Raw genomic sequence first — 23,729 nt, forward strand, 5'->3', positions numbered from 1 at the left:
GAACGACCGTCGGGCTGCCGTGAAGATCAACCGAAATCCTGCTTGCGAGAACAAGAATAATGAATGCAACCGCGCTTTCCCCGAACCCGGCGCCGGCCATTTCCCGGCGCACCATGCTGATCGCCTTCGTCTTCTGCTTCCTCGGCCTGCTCGCCGACGGCGTCGACCTGATGTTCCTGGCCTACAGCCTCAACAGCCTGAAGGCCGAATTCGGCCTGAGCAACTTCGAAGCCGGCTCCCTCGGCAGCCTGACTCTCGCCGGCATGGCCGTCGGTGGTATCTATGGCGGCTGGTGCTGCGACCGCTTCGGCCGGGTGCGAGTGGTGACCTGGACCATCGTGCTGTTCTCCATCGGTACCGCGTTGCTGGGGCTGACCCAGAACTACTGGCAGTTCGCGCTGATCCGCTTCGTCGCCTCGCTCGGCCTCGGCTCGCTGTTCGTCGCCTGCAACATCCTGATGTCCGAGTGCGTCGGAACCAGGTACCGCACCACCATCCTCGCCGCCATGCAGGCCGGCTGGACCGTGGGCTACCTGGTGGCGACCCTGCTGGCGGGGCAGATCATCCCCGAGTTCGGCTGGCGCGCCTTGTTCTTCACCGCCGTGGCGCCGGCGCTGGTCTGCCTGGCCCTGCGGCCCTGGGTGCCGGAGTCGCCGTCCTGGCTCGCGGCCCAGGCCGGGCGCCAGCGTCCCGGCGCGGCTCCGCAGAGCCACGCCGAGGCTGGCGGCGCCGGCCCGCTGGGACGGATGCTGGGCGATCCGGAAACGCGCGGCATGTTCCTGCTCTGGAGCCTCACCTCCTGCTTCCTGCTGTTCGGCTACTACGGCACCAACAACTGGATGCCGTCCTACCTGGAGAGCGAGTTGGGGATGAACTTCAAGTCGATGACCGGCTACATGGTCGGCACCTACAGTGCGATGATCCTCGGCAAGGTCGCCGCCGGCGTCTGCGCCGATCTCTTCGGCCGGCGCCTGACCTTCGCCGCCGGGGCCATCGGCAGCGCCGCCTTCATGCCGTTGATCGTGTTCTACCACTCGCCTTCCAACATCCTCTGGATCCTCATCACCTTCGGCTTCATCTATGGCGTTCCGGTCGGGGTGCTGGCCACCTACATGACCGAGAGCTTCTCCACCCGCGTCCGCGGCTCGGCGGTGGGCACCGCCTACAACCTGGGTCGTATCGGCGCGGCGGTGGCGCCCGCCGGCATCGGCCTGCTGGCCACCCACGTGTCGATCGGCGCGGGTTTCCTGGTGATGGGCATCACCTACGTGCTCACCGGGTTGATCCCGGCGCTGTTCATTGCGGACCGGCTCTACGACCCGAACCGCGAGTCCCGCGATGCCGAGAGCGCTTCCCGACGGCAAGCGCCGGGCAGTGCCGGGGATACCGCCGAGCGGCGCGCGGCCAAGGCCTGATCCTGCGGAAGGAGTGCACATCCATGAGTTCTTTTCCACGACAGCCAGCGGCGGAGCAGCGGCCCGCCAGCTTCCAGGAGTTCATCGGCCTCGAGCGCTGGACCGATGCCGACGGGGTGGCGCGGGTGCGCCTGGGGCATCGCCCGGAACTGATGAACTACCTGCAACAGTTCCACGGCGGGGTGTTGATGTCGGTGCTGGACGCCGCCATGGCCCAGGCGATCCGTGCCTGCCTGCCGGACTGCTCGATGGTGACCATCGACATGGCTACCCACTTCATGGGTAGCGCCCGCGGCGAGCTTCGTGCGGTTGGCAGGGTGGTGCGACGGACCCGCACGATCTGCTTCTGCACGGCGGAAATCTGCAACGAGGACGGCGAGGTCATCGCCATGGCCTCGGGCAGCTTCAGGTACCGCGCGGCTAAGCCGTAGCGGAGTTCCGGCGGCGCGGCAGCGGAGCCATCCGTCGCGCGTCCGGACCACGGCCTGCGCGGTCGCTCCGCGCGGACAAGCCGGCGCCTCCCGTGCAGATGACGGACGGGCGGACGGCGTATCGACAGGAGGGCGAACAGATGAGTGAGCAAGACGAGTGGGCCGGCGAGCGCGAGCAGCGTCTGCGGATGATCCGCGACAGCGCGGCTTCGCTGGTGCCACGCGACGGCGACCTGACCCGCGTGCGCCGCGGTCGTTTCACCGGTAGCGGGGTGGACCGCCAGGCCTGGCGCGAGGTCTGCGCCATGGGCTGGCCGGCGCTGCGCCTGGATGAAGCGTTGGGCGGCAGCGGCCTGGGCATGAGCGAATACGCGGCGTTGCTGGAGGCGCTGGGGCGCGGCCTGCTGCCCGAGCCGCTGATCGAGGCCGGGCTGGTGGCGCCGCTGCTGCCGGAAGACGAGCGCGTTGCGTTGCTGGCCGCTGAGCGGCTGGTCCTGCCGGCGGGCATCGCCTACCGCGATGGGCGGCGACGCCCTCGTATGCAGCAAGGGCGGTTGCACGGCGAAGTCGCTCACGTACATCTGGCTGGTGCCGCCGATGCCTGGCTGGTGGCCTGCGAGCAGGGCCTGGCGCTGGTCGAGCGCGATGCCGATGGCGTGGAACTGCTCTGCGAGGCGACCCAGGATGGCGCTCACCTGGCGCGCCTGCGTTTCCGCGATGCGCCGGCACGGTGGTTGTCCGGCGAGGTAACGGAACAGGTTCTGGACGAGGCAGCGCTGGCCTGCGCGGCCTATCTGGTCGGACTGATGGATGGCGCCTTCGAGCGAACCCTGGAGTACCTCAAGGTACGTCGCCAGTTCGGCCGCGAGATCGGTAGTTTCCAGGCGCTGCAGCACCGCATGGTCGACCTGAGGATCCAGATCGAACTGTCGCGCGCCATGGTCGAGCAGGCCGCCGCCGCGATCGATGCCGGGGCGTCGGAAAGCGAGCGCCAGCGGCAGGTTTCCAGCGCACGGGTACGGGCCTCGGAAGCGGCTCTGCTGGTGACCCGCCAGGCCATCCAGTTGCACGGCGGCATCGGCTACACCGACGAGGCGGACATCGGCCTGTTCCTGCGCCGCGCCATGGTACTGCTCAATGCCCACGGCTCGCTGGCGTTCCACAAGGCGCGCTACGCCGCGCTGCTACAGCGGGAGGTGGCCTGATGAGCGGTTTGTTGCAGGAAACGCGCGGCACGGTGCGCCTGTTGCGCTTCGACAACCCGGCCCGGCGCAACGCACTGTCGCCGGCGCTGCGCATGGAATTGCTGCGGGCCCTGGAGGCGGCCGAATGCGACCCATCGATCCGCAGCGTGCTGCTGACCGGTGGCGAAGAGGTGTTCTGCGCCGGCGGCGACCTGGGCGACATGCGGGTGACCGAGTTGGCCGCCGGCAGGGCGCGAATGCAGGACAACGCGCGGCTGGTGCGGCAGATGGTGCGCATGGGCAAGCCGCTGATCGCCGCGGTCGAGGGCTGGGCGGTGGGGGCCGGGCTGTCCGTGGCGCTGGCCTGCGACAGCATCGTTTGCGGCGCCGGCGCCCGCTTCGCCGCCGGCTTCGGCAAGGTCGGGCTGCTCGCCGACCTCGGCCAGTTGCATACCTTGCCGGCGCGCATCGGTTGGGGGCGGGCACGGCAGATCCTGATGTTCGGCCAGGTGGTAGAGGCCGAGGAGGCACTGCGCATCGGCCTGGCCGACCGCCTCTGCGCCGCTGGCGGCGCCTTGGCGATGGCGCTGGAGCTGGCCGGGCGGGTGGAGCAGCAGGCGCCGTTGCCCCTGGCGATGACCAAGGCGTTGCTCGCCGAGGGCCTTGACCTATTGCTGGAGCGGGAGGGCGAGTTGCAGAGCCAGTTGTTTCTCAGCGCCGACCACGCCGAGGGCAAGGCGGCCTTTCTCGCCAAGCGTCCCCCCGTATTCAGAGGAAACTGAGATGACCGACTACGACAGTCTCGACGACAACGCCTTTCGCCTGATGGTCCGTGAGTGGATCGCCGCCAACTATCCGCAGCGCATCCGCAATCCGCCCCGTCGCCTGGGGCGCGAGGAAACCCGCGAGTGGTACCTGCTGTTGTCGCGCCAGGGCTGGCTGTGTCCCGGCTGGCCCAGGGAGTACGGCGGCATGGGGCTGAGCGCCGGCAAGCAACTGATCATGATGGAGGAAATGGAGGAGTACGGCTGCGCGCGCCTGCCCGACAGCGGCGTGACCATGCTCGGCCCATTGTTGATCCGCTATGGCGACGAGGCGCAACGGGCGCGCTTCCTGCCGCGCATTCTCAGCGGCGAAGACATCTGGTGCCAGGGCTACAGCGAGCCCAACGCCGGCTCCGACCTGGCCAGCCTGCGCACCGAGGCGCGCCTGGAAAACGGCGAGTGGGTGATCAACGGACAGAAGACCTGGACCACCATGGGCTCTGAGGCCAACTGGATCTTCCTGCTGGTCCGCACCGAGCGCAGCGCCAAGGCGCAGCACGGCATCAGCTTCCTGCTGGTGCCGATGGACAGCCCGGGCATCGAGGTGCGGCCGATCCTCAACCTGGAGCTGCACGGCGAGTTCTGCGAAGTGTTTTTCAACGACGTGCGGGTGCCCTACGACAGCCTGGTCGGCGGAATCAACCAGGGTTGGAGCATGGCCAAGGCGCTGCTCGGTTTCGAGCGGATCTTCCTCGGTTCGCCCAAGCAGTCCACCTTCGCTCTCCAGCGCCTGGAGCGCCTGGCCCGGCACCTGGGACTGTGGCACGACCCTCTGTTCGTGCGCCGCTTCGCCGCGCTGAGCATGGACCTGGACAGCCACAAGGCGCTCTACGAGCGTTTCGCCGAACGCCTGCGGCGTGGGGAGAGCCTCGGCCCGGAGGTATCCATGCTGAAGATCTTCCAGTCCGAACTGTTCCAGCGCATCAGCGAGCTGGGCCTGGAGGTCGCCGGGGAGGACTCGGCCCTGCTGCAGCCCTTCGCCGAAGACCCCGAGCTGCATCCGGCGGGGATCTTCATCCAGTCGCGGCCGACCACCATCTACGGCGGCAGCAACGAAATCCAGCGCAACATCCTGGCCAAGAGCGTCCTCGGCCTGCCGGGCTGAGCGCAACCGAACGACATCCACGGGACGAAGAGGATTACCCATGAGCAGCAGACTCAATGAAGGCAAGGTCGCGATCGTTACCGGCGCGGGCGGCGGCATCGGCCGCGAGATCGCCCTGGCCCTGGCCGATTCCGGGGCACGGGTGGTGATCAACGATATCGGCGTATCGCTACAGGGCGAGGGCGGGTCGGCCTCGCCGGCCGAAGAGACCCTTGGCCTGATCCGCCAGCGAGGCGGCGAAGGTCTGATCAACACCGACAGCGTCGCCGACTGGGACAGCGCGCGGCGTATCGTCGAATGCGCCATGGACGGTTTCGGGCGTCTGGATATCGTGGTGAACAACGCTGGCATCCTGCGCGATGCGATCTTCCACAAGATGAGCGCCGACGACTGGCTGTCGGTGATCAATGTCCATCTCAACGGCAGCTTCTTCGTCAGCCGGGCCGCCGCCGAACGCTTCCGTACCCAGCAGGCCGGCGCCTTCGTACACATGACCAGCACTTCCGGGCTGATCGGCAACTTCGGCCAGGCCAATTATTCCGCGGCCAAGCTGGGCATCGTCGCCTTGAGCAAATCCATCGCCCTCGACATGCAGCGCTACAACGTGCGTTCGAATTGCATCGCGCCGTTCGCCTGGAGCCGGATGACCGACTCGATCCCGGCCGCAACCCCGGAGCAGAAGGCCCGCGTCGACAAGCTGCAGCGCATGACCCCCGAGAAGAACGCGCCGCTGGCCGTCTACCTGGCGTCCGACGCCGCCCGCGAGGTCACCGGCCAGGTGTTCGCCGCGCGTCACCACGAACTCTTCCTGATGAGCCAGAGCCGGCCGCTGCGCAGTGTGCATAGCGAGCACGGCTGGACCCCGCAGAGCATCGCCGAGCACGGCATGCCGGCGTTGCGCGGCAGCTTCATGGACCTGGCGCGCAGCCCGGACGTGTTCTCCTGGGACCCGATCTGACCGAGGAGGCAATCCATGGGCGTGTTCAGGACCCGTTTCACCGAGACCTTCGGCGTCGAACACCCGATCATGCAGGGCGGCATGCAGTGGGTCGGCCGTGCCGAGATGGCTGCGGCGGTGGCCAACGCCGGTGGCCTGGCGACGCTGTCGGCGTTGACCCAGCCGAGCCCGGAGGCACTGGCTGCGGAGATTGCCCGCTGCCGCGAGCTGACCGATCGGCCGTTCGGGGTCAACCTGACCTTGCTGCCGACGCAGAAGCCGGTGCCCTATGCCGAATATCGCGCAGCCATCATCGAGACGGGAATCCGCGTCGTCGAAACCGCCGGCAACGACCCCGGCGAGCACATCGCCGAATTCCGTCGACACGGCGTCAAGGTGATCCACAAGTGCACCGCCGTGCGCCATGCGCTCAAGGCCGAGCGACTGGGCGTGGACGCCGTCTCCATCGACGGCTTCGAGTGTGCCGGCCACCCGGGCGAGGACGACATCCCCGGCCTGGTGTTGCTGCCGGCCGCGGCCAACCGGCTACGCGTGCCGATCATCGCCTCCGGCGGTTTCGCCGATGGACGTGGCCTGGTCGCGGCGCTGGCGCTGGGCGCCGACGCGATCAACATGGGCACGCGCTTCCTGGCCACTCGCGAATGTCCGATACACCCTGCGGTGAAGGCGGCGATCCGTGCGGCCGACGAGCGTTCCACCGACCTGATCATGCGTTCCCTGCGCAATACCGCGCGGGTGGCGCGCAACGCGATCAGCCAGGAAGTACTGGCGATCGAGGCACGCGGCGGCGCCGGCTACGCCGATATCGCCGCGCTGGTCAGCGGCCAGCGCGGTCGCCAGGTGTACCAGCAGGGCGATGCCGACCTGGGGATCTGGTCGGCCGGCATGGTCCAGGGCCTGATCGACGACGAACCGGCCTGCGCCGAGTTGCTCAGGGACATCGTCGAGCAGGCGCGCCAACTGGTGCGTCAACGCCTGGAGGGCATGCTCGCCGGGGTCTGATCCGCTCCGCCACGGCGGTCGCGGCAGGGAGTGGTCGCGGCGCCGTGTCTATCCACTGACGACGAAGAGACAACAACAATGAAAATTCTTCCCGTTCCGATGCTGGCCGCGGGGCTGGCGTTGCTGCCGTCGTTCGCCCAGGCGGAGTTTTTCGCCGACGGCAAGGCCGGCCTCGAACTGCGCAATTTCTATTTCAATCGCGACTATCGCCAGCCCGGCGCCAGCCAGTCCTATTCGGAGGAGTGGGCGCAGGGTTTCCTGTTGCGCTACGAGTCCGGCTACACCGAGGGGCTCTTCGGCCTGGGCGTCGATGCGCTGGGCCTGCTGGGCGTCAGGCTGGACTCCTCGCCAGAGCGATCCGGTAGTGGTCTGTTGCCGTATTCGACGAGCGACCGGCGCGCCGCCCACGACTATTCCAGCCTGGGCCTGACCGCCAAGCTACGGGTCTCGCACAGTACGCTGAAGATCGGCAGCCTGATGCCCAGGCTGCCGGTGGTGCAGTTCAACGACACGCGCCTGCACCCGCAAACCTTCCAGGGTGGACTGCTGGAAGTGAACGAGATCGACGGGCTGGCGCTGCAGTTTGGCCAGTTGCGCCAGGTCAAGCAGCGCGACTCGACCAACGCCGAAGACCTCGGCATCACCCGCGGCAACAAGCGCAACGTACTGGCGGGCCGGCACCCCGGCAGCGACCGCTTCGACTTCGCCGGCGGTACCTACCGCTGGAGCGAGCGCCTGAGCAGCAGCTACCACTACGCCAACCTGGAGGATTTCTACCGCCAGCATTATCTCGGCGTGCAGCACCTCTTGCCGCTCACCGATGACCAGTCGCTGAAGTCCGACATCCGCTGGGCGCGTTCCACCGACGAGGGCGGCAGCCGCGTCGACAATCGCGCGCTGAATGCGCTGTTCACCTATCGCCTGGGTGGCCACGCCTTCGGCCTCGGCTACCAGCGCATGTCCGGCGACAGCGGCTTCGCCTACCTGGCCGGGACCGATCCGTATCTGGTCAACTTCGTGCAGATCGGCGATTTCGCCAACAAGGACGAGCGCTCCTGGCAGTTGCGCTACGACTACGACTTCGCCGCCATCGGCCTGCCCGGCCTGACATTCATGAGCCGCTACCTGCGTGGCGAACACATCGACCTTCTGGACGGCGGTGGGCGCGGCAAGGAATGGGAGCGGGACACCGATATCGCCTACCTGGTGCAATCGGGGCCGCTGAAGAACCTGGGGATCAAGTTGCGCAACGGCACCTTCCGCAGCGATTTCGGCAACGACATCGACGAGACCCGGCTGATCGTCAGCTACGCGTTGCCGCTGTGGTGAAGCGGACTTGAGTTTCCCGATGTTTCCGCGCCATTGACCCTGTAGTGGCTACAGCCTTTTCACTGGAAGCCGTCAGATCCAGACGAGAGGGTTGTGCCATGGGGTTCTTCGAACGGTTGTTGATGGGTGGGCGTCATCATGGACAGGGCGGTGGTCATCACGGCGGCGGTCATCACCGCGGTCAGGGCGGCTATCCGCCGGCGCCAGTCGCGGCGGGAATGGCCTGTCCCGCCTGCCGCACCGCGAATGCGGCGACGGCACGATTCTGCCAGGGCTGCGGCGGCGCCCTGGCGCCGCTGCGCTGTATCGCCTGCAGCGCCGATCTCGCGGCGGGCGCGAAGTTCTGCGGCGCCTGCGGTGCGCCGCAGCAGTAGCCTCAGTCGACGGCGAGGATTTCCACCGCAAGGGGGGAGTCCTTCGCCCCGGTCTCGTCGCCCGGGTGCCTGCCGATCAGGCTCTGGCCCAGTGGCGAGCGAGGCGTGATGACCAACACCTCGCGACCTTCGCAATCGATCTTCAGCCCGGCCGCCTCGGGGCCGAGGAACACTGTTCGCCGGCTGCCGTCGGCGTTCAGCAGGGTGACCAGCGCGGTGAGCTGGATGCCCTGTTCCTCGTCGAAATCGCGCAGCACCAGGTTGCGGTACAGGCCCAGCGCCTGGCGGATCTCCTCGACCCGGCGCGACTGCCCGGCGGCCAGGTAGGCCGCTTCCAGGCCGAGGGTGTCGTACTTGTTCTCGGCGACGTTCTCTTCGTGGGTTGCCGTCTCATGGGCGGTCTGCGCGGCGCGGACGGCGACTTCCAGGTCCGCGGCGAGCTTTTCCGTGATCAGGCGCAACAGCTTTTTCTTGTCCATGTCGGGTAGGCGGGGGCTGGCCGGCGAAGGCGTGCATGGTACGGGAAACACGGCGGATCGCGACAGCTCGGAGCCAGTATGAAAACTCGGAATGACGTGGCGAATAAAGGTCGTTTGTTGCTACCGGGCAAACCGACTAAAACGAGCGGAAACGAACAGCCAGGAGAACCTCACATGATCGACGGATTGCTGCGCAGTCTCGGCCTCGACCCCAATGCCTTTCGCGATGGCGAGCTTGCCGTGCATACCCCCATCGACGGCAGTCGCCTGGCTGCGGTGCGACTGGAGGGGCGCGCCGCCGTTGCCGCCAAGGTCGAGCGCGCCGAACAGGCGTTCCGCGCCTGGCGCCAGGTGCCGGCGCCGCGCCGTGGTGAACTGGTGCGGCTGTTCGGCGAGGAATTGCGTCGGCACAAGGCCGAACTCGGCGAACTGGTGTCCTGGGAGGCGGGCAAGATCACCCAGGAAGGCCTCGGCGAAGTCCAGGAAATGATCGATATCTGCGACTTCGCGGTGGGCCTCTCGCGCCAGTTGTACGGTCTTACCATCGCATCCGAGCGTCCCGGCCACCACATGCGCGAGACCTGGCACCCGCTGGGCGTGGTAGGCGTGATCAGCGCGTTCAACTTCCCAGTCGCGGTGTGGTCGTGGAATACCGCGCTGGCGCTGGTCTGCGGTAATTCCGTGGTCTGGAAGCCTTCGGAGAAGACCCCCCTCACCGCACTGGCCTGCCAGGCACTGTTCGAGCGTGCCGCGCGGGCCTTCGGCGGCGATGCGCCGGCGCACCTGAGCCAATTGCTGATCGGCGACCGCGAGGCCGGCGAAGCGCTGGTGGACGACCGTCGCGTCGCCCTGGTCAGCGCCACCGGCAGCACTCGCATGGGGCGCGAAGTGGCGCCGCGGGTGGCGGCGCGTTTCGCTCGCTGCATCCTCGAACTGGGCGGCAACAACGCGATGATCCTGGCGCCAAGCGCCGACCTCGACCTGGCGGTGCGCGGCATCCTGTTCGGCGCGGTGGGCACCGCCGGGCAGCGCTGCACCACCTTGCGCCGGTTGATTGCCCATGAGTCGGTGAAGGACGAGATAGTCGAGCGCCTCAAGGCAGCCTATTCCAGGGTCCGTATCGGTCATCCGCTGGAGGGCAACCTGGTCGGGCCGCTGATCGACGAACGCAGCTACCTGGCCATGCAGGACGCCCTGGCGCGAGCCCGCGAGCAGGGGGGGCGGGTGTTCGGCGGCGAGCGGCAATTGCAGGAGCGCTATCCGGATGCCTACTACGTGTCGCCGGCCATCGTCGAGATGCCGGGACAGACCGAAGTGGTGCGCACGGAGACCTTCGCACCGATCCTGTACGTGGTCGGCTACCGCGATTTCGACGAGGCCCTGCGCCTGAACAACGAGGTTCCCCAGGGACTGTCGTCGTGCATCTTCACCACCGACCTGCGCGAGGCGGAACTGTTCCAGGGCGCGGCGGGCAGTGACTGCGGGATCGCCAACGTCAACATCGGCACCAGCGGGGCGGAAATCGGCGGGGCGTTCGGCGGCGAGAAAGAGACCGGCGGCGGCCGCGAGTCCGGCTCGGACGCCTGGAAGGCCTACATGCGACGGCAGACCAACACCGTCAACTATTCCCGCGAGCTGCCGCTGGCACAGGGCATCACCTTCGATTGAACGGGGCGCGGCGGGCTCCCGCCGCATGGCAATGAGGCTGGCAGCGGAGTCGCGCATGGGCGGTTTGCAGCAACGGTGTCTGTGGGAAGTGGTTACGCCTCGCCTGTCCGGAGCGGCGAGCCTGAACGGCGAGCAGCGCGCCGACGTATGTGTGATCGGCGCCGGTTTCACCGGGCTTTCGGCGGCGCTCCACCTGCTGGAGGCCGGCCGTTCGGTGTGCGTGCTGGAAGCGTACGAGGTCGGCCACGGCGGGTCGGGACGTAATGTCGGATTGATCAACGCCGGCACCTGGATTCCCCCGGACGAGGTGGTCGCCACCCTCGGCGCCGAGCAGGGAGAAAAGCTCAACGCCGTGCTGGGGCGGGCGCCGGCGCTGGTGATGGAGACCATCGAACGCCTCGGCATCGATTGCCAGTTGCGCCGCGAGGGTACCCTGCACATGTCGCACAACGCCAGCGGCGTGGCCGATCTGCAACGCCGTCACGCGCAGTGGACGCGCCGCGGCGCTCCGCTGGAGTTGCTGACCGGCGCGGCTTGCCACGAGGCCTGCGGCACCCGGCGAATCAGCGCGGCGTTGCTCGACCGACGCGCCGGCACTCTCAATCCCATGGCCTATTCGCGCGGACTGGCCACCGCCGTCGTACAGCGGGGCGGCCAACTGTACCAGCGCTCGCCGGTGCTCGCCCTGGAGCGGCAGGGCGCGCTGTGGGCGGTGCGCAGTAGCGCGGGGGCGGTACTGGCGGAACAGGTGGTGATCGCCTCCAACGCCTATACCGAGGGCGAGTGGACCAACCTGAGGCGGCACTTCTTTCCCGGCTACTACTACCAGGTGGCTTCGGCGCCGCTGCACGGCGCCGCGGCCGAGCGCATCCTGCCTCACGGCCAGGGTTCCTGGGATACCAGGACGGTGCTCAGCAGCATTCGTCGCGATGCCCAGGGTCGCCTGTTGCTGGGAAGCCTCGGCAATGGCGCGAACAAGCCCGCCTGGTTCCTGCGGCAATGGGCCGATCGAATCCAGAGCCATTACTTTCCCGACCTGGGCCAGGTCAACTGGGAGTACAGCTGGACGGGTTGCATCGCCTTCACCCCCGATCATCTGATGCGCCTGTTCGAGCCTGCGGAAGGCTTGCTGGCGGTGACCGGCTACAACGGACGCGGCGTGACCACCGGTACGGTAGTGGGCAAGGCGTTCGCCGACTACTTGCTGAGCGGCGAGCGAGCGACATTGCCGTTGCCGTTCAGTGACATGAAGCCCGTCCCCGCGGCCAGGCTGCGCAGTTGCGCCTACGAGATGGGTTTTTCTCTCTATCACGCCGGTCAATGCTTGCGCGTGGTTCTCTAGGCTCGACCGAATCAAGGTGTGTTTTCAGCAAAATAATGATAGTTTGTTGTAAACACACATGAGGAGGTCGTCATGAGCGCTCTCATCAAGGAACGTCCCAGCGCCGATGCCGTCCTGGCCAAGGCCGTCCTGGCCGCGCGCGAGCAATTGGGGCTGACGCAGCTCGAACTGGCCGGCATCGTCGGCGTCGATCGCAGCGCCATCAGCCGCTGGAAGACCCAGGGCTTGCTGGTGGACAGCAAGACCGGCGAGCTGGCTCTGCTGCTGGTGCGAGTCTATCGCGCACTGTATGCCCTGTTCGGCGGGCAGCAGGAGGACATGCGCCACTTCCTGCGCACTCCCAACCATCACCTGGCGGGCGAGCCGCTGGCACTGATGGGACAGGTGCAGGGCCTGGTTCATGTGCTGGAATACCTCGATGCGATCCGCGGCAAGGTCTGATACCCGGCGCGCCTGTACGGGGGCCTACGCCTGTCACGGAAAAGGCTGGCAGCCAGAGGCGACAAGCCTGGCTGAATGGAGACTGCGGTGCCGCTACGCTGGCATCCGACACCACAGGAAGCGAGGGGCGGAAGGTGAGCGAGATCTGGCGACAGTGCAAGGGTGAGCGGCATATCCGACCGCTCCAGGGGCGCCTGGTGCGGTTGGTGGAGAGCCAGGAGCAGGTGGCGACCCTGCAATTGGTCGACACCCTGGAAGAACAGGCGTTGCTCGAGGAACTGCTCGAGTCGAGCAAGCCGCCGGTGCCGGCGGATGCCGAGCCATTGCATTACCTGTTGAAGACCCCGTTCCGTTATCCGCCCTTGCGCTGGGGGTCGCGGTTTGGCCGTCGCCACGAGCCAAGCCTGTTCTACGCCGCGCTGAAGCTGGAAACGGCCATGGCCGAAAGCGCGTATTACCGTTGCGTCCTGTGGAGTGGCATGGTGGTGCCGCCACCGAGCGGGAGGATTCTGTCCGAGCACGCTTCGTTCGAGGCGGGCTGGAAGGTGGAGCGGGGAATCCGTCTGCAGGCGCCGCCTTTCTCCGATCACGAGGCTGCGCTGACCGACATCGCCGACTACCGCGCTCCCCAGGAACTGGGAAGTGCCATGCGCAGCGCCGGGGTGCAGGCATTCGAATACCGTTCGGCGCGTTGCCCGGAGCGCGGCTGCAATGTCGCCCTGTTCACGCCCGCGGCCTTCACCGAAAAGCGTCCTCGCAACCTGACGCCCTGGCTGTGCGAAACCACGGCCGGTTACGTGGCCTTCAAGCCGGCGCATGTGCCGGGGTCGCCGAAAATCTTCTCCTGGGAGCTGTTCCTGGTGGACGGAAAGTTGCCGCATCCGGCGTGAGTGGAGGGGGCTCGGTTGCCAGCGATCCGGGGGCACCGTCTGAAGGCCGCCACCTGCCTGTTGGGCAGGGCTGGCCTGCATGCCCCGAGGGAAAGAGCGGCTGAGGATTTCGAACGGCATTGCCCTGCAATGGGGCGGCAAGAGGCTTCGGCGAAAATTTGTGCACAAATGGAAAGCAGCTTGTCAAGGGTTGAGAGCGTTAGGCTCTAAACGCTTGATTTTTCATGTTTGAAACGTAACTTATTGAAAAATAACGATAAAAATAGTTGGTGAAAAAATCGTCAATCTGTCCCATAGCCCCACTCCATCGGGGGTTCGGCAGTTTTTTAGGGGCTTTTCCACTGGGTTATCCACAGGATCTGTGGATTTCCCAAGCGCTTGCTCGACAGCACATCGCACGCTCCAAGGCAAGCCCTGTAGCCGCGACAAAAATGCCGTGGAAGCAGAAATGTCCTGGCGGCGAAGGGCGCAGGGCGATGGCTTCCGTTACGGAAGTATCTGAGATGTCCTGCGCATGGGGTACGCACAGCTCGGAAGCGGAGTGCTCGTTCGGCGCGGCGCTATTCGCTCGACGGTCTTTTCCCAAGAACCTAGAATCCGCTGCACGCGCGCCTGCCAGGCGGGTGTTGCGTCGTTTTCCGCTGGAGTGCCCCATGCCCGTCGATCTACCGAACCTGTTGCTTGGCCTGCTGGCTGCCGCGATTCCCCTGGCCGGCCTGGCATGGCAGCTACAGAGAAGGGCCAGCCTGGCGGAGCGCGAGATAGCCTTGCTCGGCGAGCGACTGGCGACCGCGCAACTGGCCCAGGACGGGCTGAATGCGCAGTTGGAGACCAGCAGGGAGGCTTACCAGCAACTCGGCGAGCGCCATGCCAGGCTCGCCGGTGAGGTCGCCGCGCTGCGTCGGGAAGCCGAGTTGATGGGGGAGGAGCGGCAACGGGCGTCCCAGGCGGAGGCACGTTGGGCCAGCGAGCGCCAGGGCCGGGAAGAGGAATTGCGTCGCCTGGCTTCCGAACGGGCTGCGCTGGCTGCGGAACTGCGCGAGCAGCAGGAAAGCCACCAGCAGCGCCTGACCGACCTGCAGTCGGCCCGCGACGAGTTGCGGGCACAGTTCGCCGAACTGGCGGGAAAGATCTTCGACGAACGCGAACAGCGTTTCGCCGAAACCAGTCAGCAGCGCCTGGGGCAGATGCTCGATCCGCTCAAGGAGCGCATCCAGGCGTTCGAGAAGCGGGTGGAGGAAAGCTACCAGCAGGAAGCGCGCGAGCGTTTCTCCCTGAGCAAGGAACTGGAGCGTCTGCAGCAGCTCAACCTGCGCCTGGGCGAGGAAGCGACCAACCTGACCCGCGCGCTCAAGGGCCAGAAGACCCAGGGCAACTGGGGCGAACTGGTGCTGGAGCGGGTGCTCGAGCATGCGGGCCTGGAAAAAGGCCGGGAATACGAGACCCAGGTCAGCCTGAAGGGCGCCGAGGGCGAACGCTTCCAGCCGGACGTGCTGATCCGCCTGCCCGGCGACAAGCAGGTGGTGGTGGATGCCAAGGTCAGTCTCACGGCCTACCAGCAGTACATCGCCGCTGACGACGATCTGCTGCGCCAGCAGGCGCTGAAGCAGCACGTAACGTCGTTGCGCAACCATGTGAAAGGCCTCTCCGGCAAGGACTATCGACGCCTGGAAGGGTTGCACAGCCTCGACTTCGTCCTGCTGTTCATGCCGATCGAGGCGGCTTTTTCGACGGCCCTGCAGGCCGAGCCGAACCTGTTCCAGGACGCCTTCGCGCAGAATATCGTGATCGTCAGCCCGACCACCCTGCTGGCCACCCTGCGGGTAATCGACAGCCTCTGGCGCCAGGAGCGGCAGAACCAGAATGCGCGGGAAATCGCCGAACGTGCCGGTTCGCTGTATGACAAGTTCGTGCTCTTCGTCCAGGACCTCGATGAGGTCGGTTCGCGCCTGCAGCAACTGGACAAGGCCTATGCCGCGGCGCGCAACAAGCTCACCGAGGGACGTGGCAACCTGATCAGTCGCAGCGAGCAACTCAAGCTGCTCGGTGCCCGCGCCAGCAAGAGCCTGCCGACGGACTGGCTGGACCGGGCGCTGGTGGCGCCCGTGGAAGAGGCCGGAGAGGAGTGAGATCAGTTCGATCCCGTGCCCGGGCTTTCGAGAAAACGGAGGCTTTCCGGGAGGGGGATAAAAGAAGGGCGTCCGGAAGGACGCCCTGAAGATGATCATGGAGTAAGTCGGCTGTTCAGAGCCACGGCGCGGAGGAAAGTTCCGCGCCGTCCGTTCAGCGAGCGGGAGTGAGCGTCAGCCGCTTGTTGCCGTAAACGCGATCGAGGTTCTGTGGCTGGAACGGGAAGCTAACGTAGCGCCCCTTGAGCCAGGCGTCGATACCGTCGGCGTAGTGCGGGCTGGCCGGATTGCCGGATTGGCCGCTGCTGTTCACGCCGATCATCGGTTCGCTCTGGCCGAAGTCGACGATCAGCCGCATCGCCGGGATCAGCCAAGTGTCGAAGTCCTGGCCCCAGCCGTAGGCCGATACGTCCAGCGTGGTGTGGTCGCCGCCGGCCGGATAGGGTCCGCGATCGAGATAGCCCTTGATCGCGCCGAGTCCGGCGCGCTCGCCGGCGCCCAGGTAGGGGGCCATTTTCGAGCTGTCGCTCTGCCATTCGTAGGTGTGCAGCTTGCCCCATTGCCAGGCCTTGCGCTCGCTCCCCAGTCGCTGTTCGCAGAACTCCACGGCGGCGGCGAGGCTGCGCGCGAGGATTGCCGGCTTGTCCTCCTTCTGCGGAGTGCGGGTATCGTCCCAGAACGGACTGTCGTCGCGCCCGAGCAGGTGGTCGGCTTGCGCCGAGTAGGAGAGGTTGGCGGTCTCGACGAAGGCTTTCCAGGCAGGGCCGTCCTCCGGTCCTAGCTCGTCGAGGAATATCTGCCTGGCGCTCTCGTGGAGGAAGGCGCCGTACAGCGCGGCGTCGCTGGAGCTGGCTGTCAGCTTGCCGTCGAACGCCATCAGCCGGTCGTAGGCCTCCCGCGCCCGGCTGCGTTGCGCCTCCGGCAAGGCGTCGATGGCCTGGCGCAGCGGCAGCGCCATGCCGGGATTGTCGAACATGGCTTGCAGCTTGGCGACGAACAGCGAGGTCTGGTCGTACTGCATGCGGATCATGCTCTGGGTGTCGTGGCTCTTGCTGGCACCGGCGAGCTGGGCGATGCGCTCGGCGCGCTCCGGGTAGTACCAGGAATTGGACAACTGGGCGCCGTAGCCGGGCTGCACGGTGCGGTGGTTGGCGGTACCCAGCCAGCCCTGCTGCGGGTCCTGGTCGGACGGGTGGAGGATCGGGTCGGCATAGCCATCCCAGTCGTAGCGGCCGTCCCAGCCAGGGGAGGGCAGCAGGCCACGACCTTCCTTGCGGTTCGGATAGCGTCCGGTGACCTGCCAGCCGATGTGCTTTTCGTCGGCGAACACGATGTTCAGCGGCATCGCGCGAATCTCGCGGGTGGCGTCGAAGGCCTGCTCGATGGTCTTCGCCCGCGACAGGTCGAAGAAGCCGTCCAGGGTCTTGTCGGCTTCCTGCTGGATGCTCCGGTAGGCCAGTCCGTAGCCGCTCTTCAGCGGCAGCGGCTGGAGGATGTTCTTGCGCTCGCCCAGGGCGCTGTTGAGCAGCGGGCCATGGCGGGTTTCGTGGATGACCTCGCGGATCGGCCGCTGGCCCTTGATGAAGAAGGTTTCCTGGCGTTCGCGGGTTGGCTGCCACTTGCCGTCGGCCAGGTAATAGAGCCGGTTGCCCTGGCGTCGCAACTGTTCCAGGTAGAGATCCTGATTGTCGCCCAGGACCATGGTCATGCCCCAGGCCAGCTTGCCGTTGAAGCCCGCCACCACGCCCGGCAGACCGGCAATGGAAACGCCCGCGGCCTGGTACTTGGGCGAGCGGATCTGCACGTAGTTCCACACCGACGGCATGCTCAGCGGCAGGTGGGTGTCGTTGGCCATCAGGCTCTTGCCGCTGCGGCTGCGTTGCGGCGCGATAGCCCAGTTGTTCGAGGCGGCGACCCCGAGCATGCTCAGCGCTGCGACCTGCCGCGCCGCGCCCTCGACGCCCGCGAGGCCGGGAACCTGCCCGTCCAGGCGCAGGCCCTTGAGCTTTTCCGCCTCGTCGAACGGCAGGTTTTCGTCGGGATAGGTCGGCGTCAGCCAGGCCAGCTTGTCGCTGCCGACCTTCTGCGCGAGCGTCAGCGAGGCGATTTCTTCCTGCAGGTTCACCGCCAGGCCGAAGTTGAGCAGGGCGAAGACCAGCGCCGAGTCCTCGGGCTTCCAGTATTCCGGACGGTAGCCGGACTGGGCCAGGTCCATCGGCAGCTTGTCGCGATAGCGATACAGGTAGGCGTTGACCCCGCGCGCGTAGACCTCGAAGAAGCGTTGCAGGCGCGGCGAGGCGTTCCTGTACTGGATCTCCGCAGCCTGGCGCAGGTTCACGGTACGCATGAAACGGTCGATCTCCAGCGCGCCGGGGCCGACCATCTCGGCCAGCCGTCCCTGGGCCAGCAGGCGCAGGCTGACCATCTGGCTCAGGCGGTCGGAGGCGTGTACGTAGCCCAGGGCGAACAGCGCGTCATGGAAGGTGCCGGTTTCGATCAGTGGCATGCCCAGCGCGTTGCGCCGGATCGATACGTTTTGCGCCAGGCCCTTGATCGGTTGTACGCCGGAGGTCGGCGGCAGGCTGTCGGCGTAGCGATCGTCGAGCCAGGACTGGCAACCGGCCAGGCCCAGGAGGGTGCCGAAGGCCGCGGCGGCGCCGCAACGGGGAAGAAAACGCATGAAGGCTGGCGAGGCCATGGGGTGGGGGCTCCTGCGGGAGTGGTCGCGTCGAGAGGCGCTACGTTAGTGAGGAGCGCAGGGCTGCGCAAGCTCCGCCTGCGATCGTCCGCGAGGACGTCCGCAGGCCGGCTCGGGACCCGCTACTGCGGCGGATTGATGCGCTCCACCAAAGCATAGGCGCGTTGCGTCGCCGGACGCTGGCGAATGCTCTCGAACCAGCGCTGCAGGTGTGGGAAGTCGGCGAGATCCTGCTCCTGCCACTGATGTGGGACGATCCACGGATAGATGGCCATGTCGGCGATGCTGTAGTCGTCGCCGGCGACGAAGGCGCGGTCCGCCAGGCGCTGGTCGAGAACGCCGTACAGGCGCGCGGTTTCCTTGACGTAACGGTCGATAGCGTAGGGAATCTTCTCCGGGGCGAAGCGGTTGAAATGGTGGTTCTGCCCGGCCATCGGCCCCAGCCCGCCCATCTGCCAGAACAGCCACTGCAGGGTTTCCTGGCGCGCGCGCAGGTCCTTGGCGAGGAACCGTCCGGTCTTTTCCGCGAGATAGAGCAGGATGGCGCCGGACTCGAACAGCGACAGGGGAGCGCCGCCGTCGGCTGGTTGGCGATCGACGATGGCGGGAATCTTGTTGTTCGGCGACACCTTCAGGAAATCCGCCTGGAACTGGTCGCCCTGGCTGATATTGATCGGATGGATGGCGTAGGGCAGGCCGGTTTCTTCCAGGAAAAGAGTAATCTTGTGGCCGTTCGGGGTGGTCCAGTAGTACAGGTCGATCATCGGTGCGTCTCCGGCTCGTCGATGGGCTACGAACGGAAGACTCTACGCCAGGAACCTAGGTTCGATGCAAACCGCTGTCGCGCATGACGCCCCGGCGGGGCTGGTGGCGCGCCAACGAAAAGGCCCGCTGCTCAGCGGGCCTTCGGATGCCGGCGCGTGCGAAGGGTCAGGCGCCGTGGCACTTCTTGAATTTCTTCTCGCTGCCGCAGGGGCAGGGATCGTTGCGGCCTACGGCCTTGAGCGGATTGCGCACCGGCTCGTGGCTGTGATTGCAGTGCGGACCATGGACATGACCATGGCCATGATCGTGATGATGATCGTGGTCGTGGTTGCAGTTCGGGCCGTGTACGTGGGGTTCCTGACTCATGGTGGACCTATTCTGGGATGAAATCGCCGGGAATTATCTCGCCATTTCGTCTCAGGTGCACGCTGCGGCCGAACATCAGTCCGGTCTTCACTTCGCCCTGCAGGCGGTAGCGGATCGGCTCCTCGGGACGCTCGAGGAGCTTGACGATGTATTTCATGTGGCGCCAGAGATTGGTTCGCACCGGCACGTCGAATACCTCGTGGCCGTGGGCGGGAACCGTGAACCACTGGCTGGACTCGCCTTCTGCGAGCTGGATGTCGTTCAGTTGCACGGCGTACTGCAGGCCGCGTACCGGCAGGCTGAAATCGTTGGGGTTGTCGATGCGGAAGCGCATCACGAACTCCTGTTCCAGCAAGCGTGCCTTGACCACTTCCACCTTCAGCAGCTTGACGTCGGGGTCTTCGAAGCTGCCGGTCATCCAGCTGCAGCCCGAGAGATGGGAGAGAACTCCCCACGCCATTATTAGGCTGATAATTCTTATCATTTGCGCCTGGTAATTCATGCTATTCCCCCCGAGACGCCCCAGTTTAACAAGCAGTGATTGTGCTGCAACTTATTGTTGTATAGAGGAAAGATGTTTCAGGTACAGGCCTGTGTCCATATGTTTCCCATAGCGCAGTCGGGGGAGCATGGAGAAGCGCGTACGCCCGTGCAAGTCTTCCCGTCGGCTGGCGTGACCGGCTCGGCTAACCTGAACGGACCCGCCGGCCGATTTGCCGGACCCAGTCACTCCACGCGTGGCTGTCGATGGGTACAATCGCTCGACGAAACGCCAGGGCCGCCATGCCGAGCGGCCCTTCACTCGGAGAGATGCCAATGAGCCGCTTTGAAATCGCCTTTTCCGGCCAGTTGGTCGCCGGCGCCCGTCCCGAGGTGGTCAAGGCCAACCTGGCCAAGCTGTTCCAGGCCGACGCGCAGCGTATCGAACTGCTGTTCTCCGGCCGCCGGGTGGTGATCAAGAACAACCTCGATGCCGCCTCCGCGGAAAAATACCGCAGCGTGCTGGAGCGAGCGGGAGCGATCGCCGTGGTCGCCGAGATGGAGATCGAGGAGGTGGTCATGGCGCCGCCGCCTGCGCAGACGACTCCCGTGGAGGCCCCGCAGACCCGCGCCGCTACTGGTACCAGCGCGCCCGCCGGACGCTTGCAGGTAGCGCCGCGGGACGGCTACATGGCGGCGTTCGCCGAGGTCGATGCGCCGGATTTCGGCCTGGCTCCGGTAGGCGCCGACCTACAGGACGCCAAGGCCGAAGCCGAGGCGCCGAAACTCGACCTGAGCCGCTTCAGCGTCGCCCCGGTCGGTAGCGACATGGGCCAGGCACGCTCCGAGCCAGCGGCTCCGGCTCCGGACACCAGCCACCTGCGCCTGCAGGACTGAGGCGGGCAGCGGCCTGCGACAAGCCAGGGCGTGGGGCGGATAACCGCGTCGCGAGGCCGTGGCATCGGGGACAGGCGAGGGGTTGGAGGAACGCGTCGGCCAGGGGGCAGGCGCTTGCTTCAGTGGTCGAAATCGTCCTGGTAGACGAACTTGGGCATTTCCCAGTGGAAGCGGATGGCCAGCAGGCGGAACAGGAAGCCGCTGAACAGGGTGATCAGCATCGCCTGCTCGGAAGGCAGTTCCAGCTCCACGCAGATCAGGTAGCACCAGGCGCTGGCGAAGGACACGCTGGCATAGAGTTCGCGGCGGAATATCAAGGGTACGTCGTTGCACAGGATGTCGCGGAGAATGCCGCCGAACACCCCGGTGATCACCCCGCTGATCGCCGCGATCAGCAGGCTGTGGCCCATTTCCAGGCTGACCTGGCAGCCGATCAGGGTGAAGGCCACCAGGCCAACCGCGTCGAGTACCAGGAACAGCGAGCGCAGGTGGCGCATCAGCGGCGCGATGAACACTGTCACCAGCGCGGCGACTGCGGTCAGCGCCAGGTATTCCGGGTGACGGACCCAGGTCAGCGGGTAATGGCCCAGCAGCATGTCGCGTACCGAGCCGCCGCCCAGGGCGGTGACGCAGGCGATCAGCACCACGCCGAACAGGTCCATGCTGCGCCGGCCGGCCGACAGCGCACCGGTCATGGCTTCGGCGGTGATGGCGATGATGTAGAGCACGGTCAGCAGCATGGGGATGGGGCCCGGATGAAAAGGCTGCGCATTCTACCCGAGCGCTCGTCAACGCCCAAACCGCGCAGCCTGGCGCAGCATCTCAGGCGTGCATGCGCAACCAGAAGCGTTCCTGGCAGGCGTTGACGAAGTGCTTGTAGCGTGGGCTGATTTCCTGCCCGGCGGAATCCAGCACTTCGTAGCCGATCCAGCATTCCTCGCAGGCCCCGCTGCTCGGCAGGAGGTCGCGCTCGCGGTGCTGGCGCAGGCGCACGCCGTTGTCGAAACGGTAGAGCGCTTCGCAGCTGTGGATCTCGACGCCGTCCTCGCAGCGCTGTTGCTCTTCGACCTGCGCATCGCTTATCGAGACCGGCGAGGGCAGGGCATGGATGGCGCGGATATAGCTGGCGAGCGAATGCATCAGGTGATCCACGGACCGCAGCATTTCTTCAGCTTGCCGCCGGCGCCGCAGGGGCAGGGATCGTTGCGGCCGAGTTTCAGGGCCACGGTCGGATCGAGGAAGTACCAGCGACCGTTGCGCTGGACGAAGCCGGAACATTCGCGATGGGCATGTTCCCCGTCGGCGTCGTGCCAGCGCGCGACGAAGGTGACTCGCGCATGCTCCGGCTGGCCGCCGAGCACCTCGTGGTTTTCCACCTCCAGACCGAGCCAGGTGCTGCCGTGGCTCCAGGCGCGGATGCCGTCGAGATCGAGGCCGGCCTGTTGCGCCGGCAGCGTGGTGTCGCGCAGGTAGTCCACCAGTCCGAGGGCGTAGGCGCTGTAGCGCGAGCGCATCAGGGCTTCCGCGGTAGGCGCGGGATGTCCCTGGTGATAGCGGCCGCAGCAATCGTCGAGCGGGTCGCCGCTGCCGCAGGGGCAAGAGGGTTGGGTCATGGTTACCACCAGTACTTGCCGAAGTTTTCCGGGTTGGCCCAGAACTTGGCGTTCAGCCAATCGGGGACCTGCTTGTATTCGTACAGGTCGTAGGTGTACAGGGTCAGCGTCTGGCCTTCGCGCTGGAAGCGTTCGCTGTTCTGCATGGCGAGGGCGAAGAAGTCGGTTTCCTGCCAGTCGCTGGCCTCGAGGTCGACCAGTACGGCGACCCGGCTGGCGTTCAGGTTGCGCACGCCCGCGAGCAACTGCAGACCGGTGCGCTGCGGCAGGTGTTCCAGGCAATCGACGAACAGCGCCAGGTCGAAGCGCTGGCCGGCCAGTTCGGCGGGCAATGCCGCCGCCGGGCTGTGCGCCAGTTGGCACTGGGGATGGTTGTGGATGAAGGCCTCCACCGCCGGCAGCCGGCTGGCGCCGACCAGCAGCAAGCGCTTCGGCGCGTAGCGGGCGAGCAACGCGGCCAGGGCCTGCTGCGGGGTGCGGGGAGAAATCGGTTCGCTCATGGGAAAACACTCTCCTGGGATTCGCCAAGACTAGCCTGAAGCGCCTGCATGGCCTAGTGCTGGCGCTTTTTTCGGCTGGGGTCTTTACTCCCTATTTGTCGGTTACAACCGATCCACGAGGAGAGTTCCAATGAGCATCACGAGGACCGCTTTACCCCTGATTCTGGTCAGCGGCTTGCTGACCGGTTGCGCAGGGTTGCAGAAAAGCGACTGGCCGACCTGTGCGGCGGTCGGTGGTGTTACCGGCGCCGGCCTGGGCGCGATCGAAAGCAGCAGCTGGGCCGGCTGGGGCGCCCTGATCGGCGGTGGCGTCGGTGCCGCCTATTGCTGGGTGCACGGTGCCGGCGAACAGGTCGCGCCGCCGCCTCCGCAGCCGGTCGAGGAAGTCGCGCCGCCGCCTCCCGTCGTCAAGGAAGAAACCATTGTCGTGCGCGACCTGCACTTCGCCTTCGATTCGTCGAAGGTGGACGCCGCCGACAGCGAGAAGCTCAACGGCATCGCCGAACGCCTGAAAGGCGAGGCGGCCAGTACGCGCCTGAGTATCACCGGGCATACCGACAGCGTCGGTTCCGATGCCTACAACCAGAAGCTGTCGGAACGGCGCGCGAATGCCGTTGCGAACTATCTGATTGATGCCGGGGTGCCTTCGAGCATCATCGTCGGCGTGCAGGGATTGGGCGAAAGCCAGCCGGTCGCCGACAACAAGACTCGCGAAGGGCGGGCCGAGAATCGCCGGGTGGAAATCCTCATCAAGCGCGAATGACGCAGGCGGCGCGGAGCAGAACGGGGGCGTCGAAGCCCCCGTTTTCGTTCATGGCTGGCGCCGCGGCGGGCTGGCG

General features: G+C 66.4%; 25 protein-coding genes. 16 read left to right on the forward strand and 9 right to left on the reverse strand.

Translation table 11 applies throughout. From position 1 onward, the window contains the following. Window positions 1-59: 59 nt before the first annotated feature. The 9 genes from ACTJJX_RS15260 (at window position 60) to ACTJJX_RS15300 (ending at window position 8,622) form a co-directional block, all read left to right on the forward strand. Complete coding sequence (locus ACTJJX_RS15260) at window positions 60-1,415, forward strand: MFS transporter (RefSeq protein ID WP_003158190.1); 1,356 nt, start codon at window positions 60-62, stop codon at window positions 1,413-1,415. Window positions 1,416-1,438: 23 nt separating this feature from the next. Further along, window positions 1,439-1,846: a PaaI family thioesterase gene (locus ACTJJX_RS15265; RefSeq protein ID WP_003158192.1), complete on the forward strand. Its 408-nt coding sequence runs from the start codon at window positions 1,439-1,441 to the stop codon at window positions 1,844-1,846. A gap of 140 nt (window positions 1,847-1,986) precedes the next feature. Next, a complete protein-coding gene (locus tag ACTJJX_RS15270) occupies window positions 1,987-3,051 on the forward strand; it encodes an acyl-CoA dehydrogenase family protein (RefSeq protein WP_003158193.1) in 1,065 nt (354 codons plus the stop codon). Further along, window positions 3,051-3,812 carry an enoyl-CoA hydratase/isomerase family protein gene (locus ACTJJX_RS15275; RefSeq protein ID WP_003086299.1) on the forward strand — a complete coding sequence of 254 codons (762 nt, stop codon included), beginning with the start codon at window positions 3,051-3,053 and terminating at the stop codon, window positions 3,810-3,812. Before ACTJJX_RS15270 ends, ACTJJX_RS15275 begins: the two co-directional genes overlap by 1 nt. 1 nt (window position 3,813) lies before the next feature. Next, entirely contained in the window at window positions 3,814-4,959 is a 1,146-nt protein-coding gene (locus ACTJJX_RS15280; RefSeq protein WP_003158194.1) for an acyl-CoA dehydrogenase family protein, read from the forward strand. A gap of 40 nt (window positions 4,960-4,999) precedes the next feature. Then, on the forward strand, window positions 5,000-5,917 hold the full coding sequence (locus ACTJJX_RS15285) for an SDR family NAD(P)-dependent oxidoreductase (RefSeq protein ID WP_003123194.1): 918 nt from the start codon (window positions 5,000-5,002) through the stop codon (window positions 5,915-5,917). A gap of 15 nt (window positions 5,918-5,932) precedes the next feature. Continuing rightward, entirely contained in the window at window positions 5,933-6,919 is a 987-nt protein-coding gene (locus tag ACTJJX_RS15290; RefSeq protein WP_003158195.1) for an NADH:ubiquinone reductase, read from the forward strand. Between the two features lie 78 nt (window positions 6,920-6,997). Next, the gene (locus tag ACTJJX_RS15295) at window positions 6,998-8,248 is read left to right on the forward strand and encodes an OprD family porin (RefSeq protein ID WP_003120635.1); all 1,251 of its coding nucleotides are present in this window, start codon (window positions 6,998-7,000) and stop codon (window positions 8,246-8,248) included. A 98-nt stretch (window positions 8,249-8,346) separates the two neighbouring features. After that, a complete protein-coding gene (locus tag ACTJJX_RS15300; RefSeq protein ID WP_169057979.1) occupies window positions 8,347-8,622 on the forward strand; it encodes a zinc ribbon domain-containing protein in 276 nt (91 codons plus the stop codon). Window positions 8,623-8,624: 2 nt separating this feature from the next. Here ACTJJX_RS15300 and ACTJJX_RS15305 read toward each other — a convergent pair whose 3' ends face one another. Continuing rightward, a complete protein-coding gene (locus ACTJJX_RS15305; RefSeq protein ID WP_003112531.1) occupies window positions 8,625-9,101 on the reverse strand; it encodes a GreA/GreB family elongation factor in 477 nt (158 codons plus the stop codon). A 174-nt stretch (window positions 9,102-9,275) separates the two neighbouring features. On the opposite strand from ACTJJX_RS15305, the gene amaB reads away from it, so the two are divergent. The 5 genes from amaB (at window position 9,276) to rmuC (ending at window position 15,571) form a co-directional block, all read left to right on the forward strand. Beyond that, a complete protein-coding gene (amaB, locus tag ACTJJX_RS15310) occupies window positions 9,276-10,769 on the forward strand; it encodes an L-piperidine-6-carboxylate dehydrogenase (protein ID WP_003086325.1) in 1,494 nt (497 codons plus the stop codon). Between the two features lie 55 nt (window positions 10,770-10,824). Further along, a complete protein-coding gene (gene amaA, locus ACTJJX_RS15315; RefSeq protein WP_003112529.1) occupies window positions 10,825-12,111 on the forward strand; it encodes an L-pipecolate oxidase in 1,287 nt (428 codons plus the stop codon). A 72-nt stretch (window positions 12,112-12,183) separates the two neighbouring features. Continuing rightward, window positions 12,184-12,552 carry an antitoxin Xre/MbcA/ParS toxin-binding domain-containing protein gene (locus ACTJJX_RS15320; protein ID WP_440782010.1) on the forward strand — a complete coding sequence of 123 codons (369 nt, stop codon included), beginning with the start codon at window positions 12,184-12,186 and terminating at the stop codon, window positions 12,550-12,552. Window positions 12,553-12,686: 134 nt separating this feature from the next. Next, window positions 12,687-13,442 carry an RES family NAD+ phosphorylase gene (locus ACTJJX_RS15325; protein ID WP_003112528.1) on the forward strand — a complete coding sequence of 252 codons (756 nt, stop codon included), beginning with the start codon at window positions 12,687-12,689 and terminating at the stop codon, window positions 13,440-13,442. Window positions 13,443-14,209: 767 nt separating this feature from the next. Continuing rightward, entirely contained in the window at window positions 14,210-15,571 is a 1,362-nt protein-coding gene (gene rmuC, locus ACTJJX_RS15330; RefSeq protein ID WP_073647918.1) for a DNA recombination protein RmuC, read from the forward strand. Between the two features lie 154 nt (window positions 15,572-15,725). On the opposite strand, the gene quiP is transcribed toward rmuC, so the two are convergent. From quiP to ACTJJX_RS15350, 4 genes are all read right to left on the reverse strand, one after another. Continuing rightward, a complete protein-coding gene (gene quiP / locus ACTJJX_RS15335) occupies window positions 15,726-18,269 on the reverse strand; it encodes an acyl-homoserine-lactone acylase QuiP (RefSeq protein WP_003112526.1) in 2,544 nt (847 codons plus the stop codon). Between the two features lie 122 nt (window positions 18,270-18,391). Continuing rightward, entirely contained in the window at window positions 18,392-19,033 is a 642-nt protein-coding gene (locus tag ACTJJX_RS15340; RefSeq protein WP_003081964.1) for a glutathione binding-like protein, read from the reverse strand. A 166-nt stretch (window positions 19,034-19,199) separates the two neighbouring features. After that, complete coding sequence (locus ACTJJX_RS15345) at window positions 19,200-19,400, reverse strand: SEC-C metal-binding domain-containing protein (protein WP_003081984.1); 201 nt, start codon at window positions 19,398-19,400, stop codon at window positions 19,200-19,202. Between the two features lie 7 nt (window positions 19,401-19,407). Beyond that, window positions 19,408-19,902 carry an LEA type 2 family protein gene (locus ACTJJX_RS15350; RefSeq protein ID WP_016851905.1) on the reverse strand — a complete coding sequence of 165 codons (495 nt, stop codon included), beginning with the start codon at window positions 19,900-19,902 and terminating at the stop codon, window positions 19,408-19,410. A gap of 314 nt (window positions 19,903-20,216) precedes the next feature. Between ACTJJX_RS15350 and ACTJJX_RS15355 the strand changes: the two genes are divergently transcribed. After that, entirely contained in the window at window positions 20,217-20,777 is a 561-nt protein-coding gene (locus ACTJJX_RS15355; protein ID WP_003086339.1) for a hypothetical protein, read from the forward strand. A 119-nt stretch (window positions 20,778-20,896) separates the two neighbouring features. On the opposite strand, the gene ACTJJX_RS15360 is transcribed toward ACTJJX_RS15355, so the two are convergent. The 4 genes from ACTJJX_RS15360 to ACTJJX_RS15375 form a co-directional block, all read right to left on the reverse strand. Continuing rightward, window positions 20,897-21,517 (reverse strand): trimeric intracellular cation channel family protein, encoded by a 621-nt coding sequence (locus ACTJJX_RS15360; protein ID WP_003081997.1) that lies wholly within the window; start codon window positions 21,515-21,517, stop codon window positions 20,897-20,899. An 82-nt stretch (window positions 21,518-21,599) separates the two neighbouring features. Continuing rightward, window positions 21,600-21,917: a hypothetical protein gene (locus ACTJJX_RS15365; protein ID WP_016851904.1), complete on the reverse strand. Its 318-nt coding sequence runs from the start codon at window positions 21,915-21,917 to the stop codon at window positions 21,600-21,602. Then, the gene (locus ACTJJX_RS15370; RefSeq protein WP_003082003.1) at window positions 21,917-22,390 is read right to left on the reverse strand and encodes a YchJ family protein; all 474 of its coding nucleotides are present in this window, start codon (window positions 22,388-22,390) and stop codon (window positions 21,917-21,919) included. The genes ACTJJX_RS15365 and ACTJJX_RS15370 overlap by 1 nt, the downstream gene beginning before the upstream one ends. A gap of 2 nt (window positions 22,391-22,392) precedes the next feature. Next, window positions 22,393-22,890, reverse strand: coding sequence for a DUF6231 family protein (locus ACTJJX_RS15375; protein WP_003086343.1), 498 nt, complete (start codon window positions 22,888-22,890; stop codon window positions 22,393-22,395). Between the two features lie 130 nt (window positions 22,891-23,020). Here ACTJJX_RS15375 and ACTJJX_RS15380 point away from each other — a divergent pair, with 130 nt between their 5' ends. Then, window positions 23,021-23,653, forward strand: a complete 633-nt coding sequence (locus ACTJJX_RS15380) for an OmpA family protein (protein WP_003082015.1) — start codon at window positions 23,021-23,023, stop codon at window positions 23,651-23,653. Window positions 23,654-23,729 lie beyond the last annotated feature (76 nt).

The organism is Pseudomonas sp. 22490, assembly GCF_052044465.1.
GTDB lineage: Bacteria > Pseudomonadota > Gammaproteobacteria > Pseudomonadales > Pseudomonadaceae > Pseudomonas > Pseudomonas aeruginosa.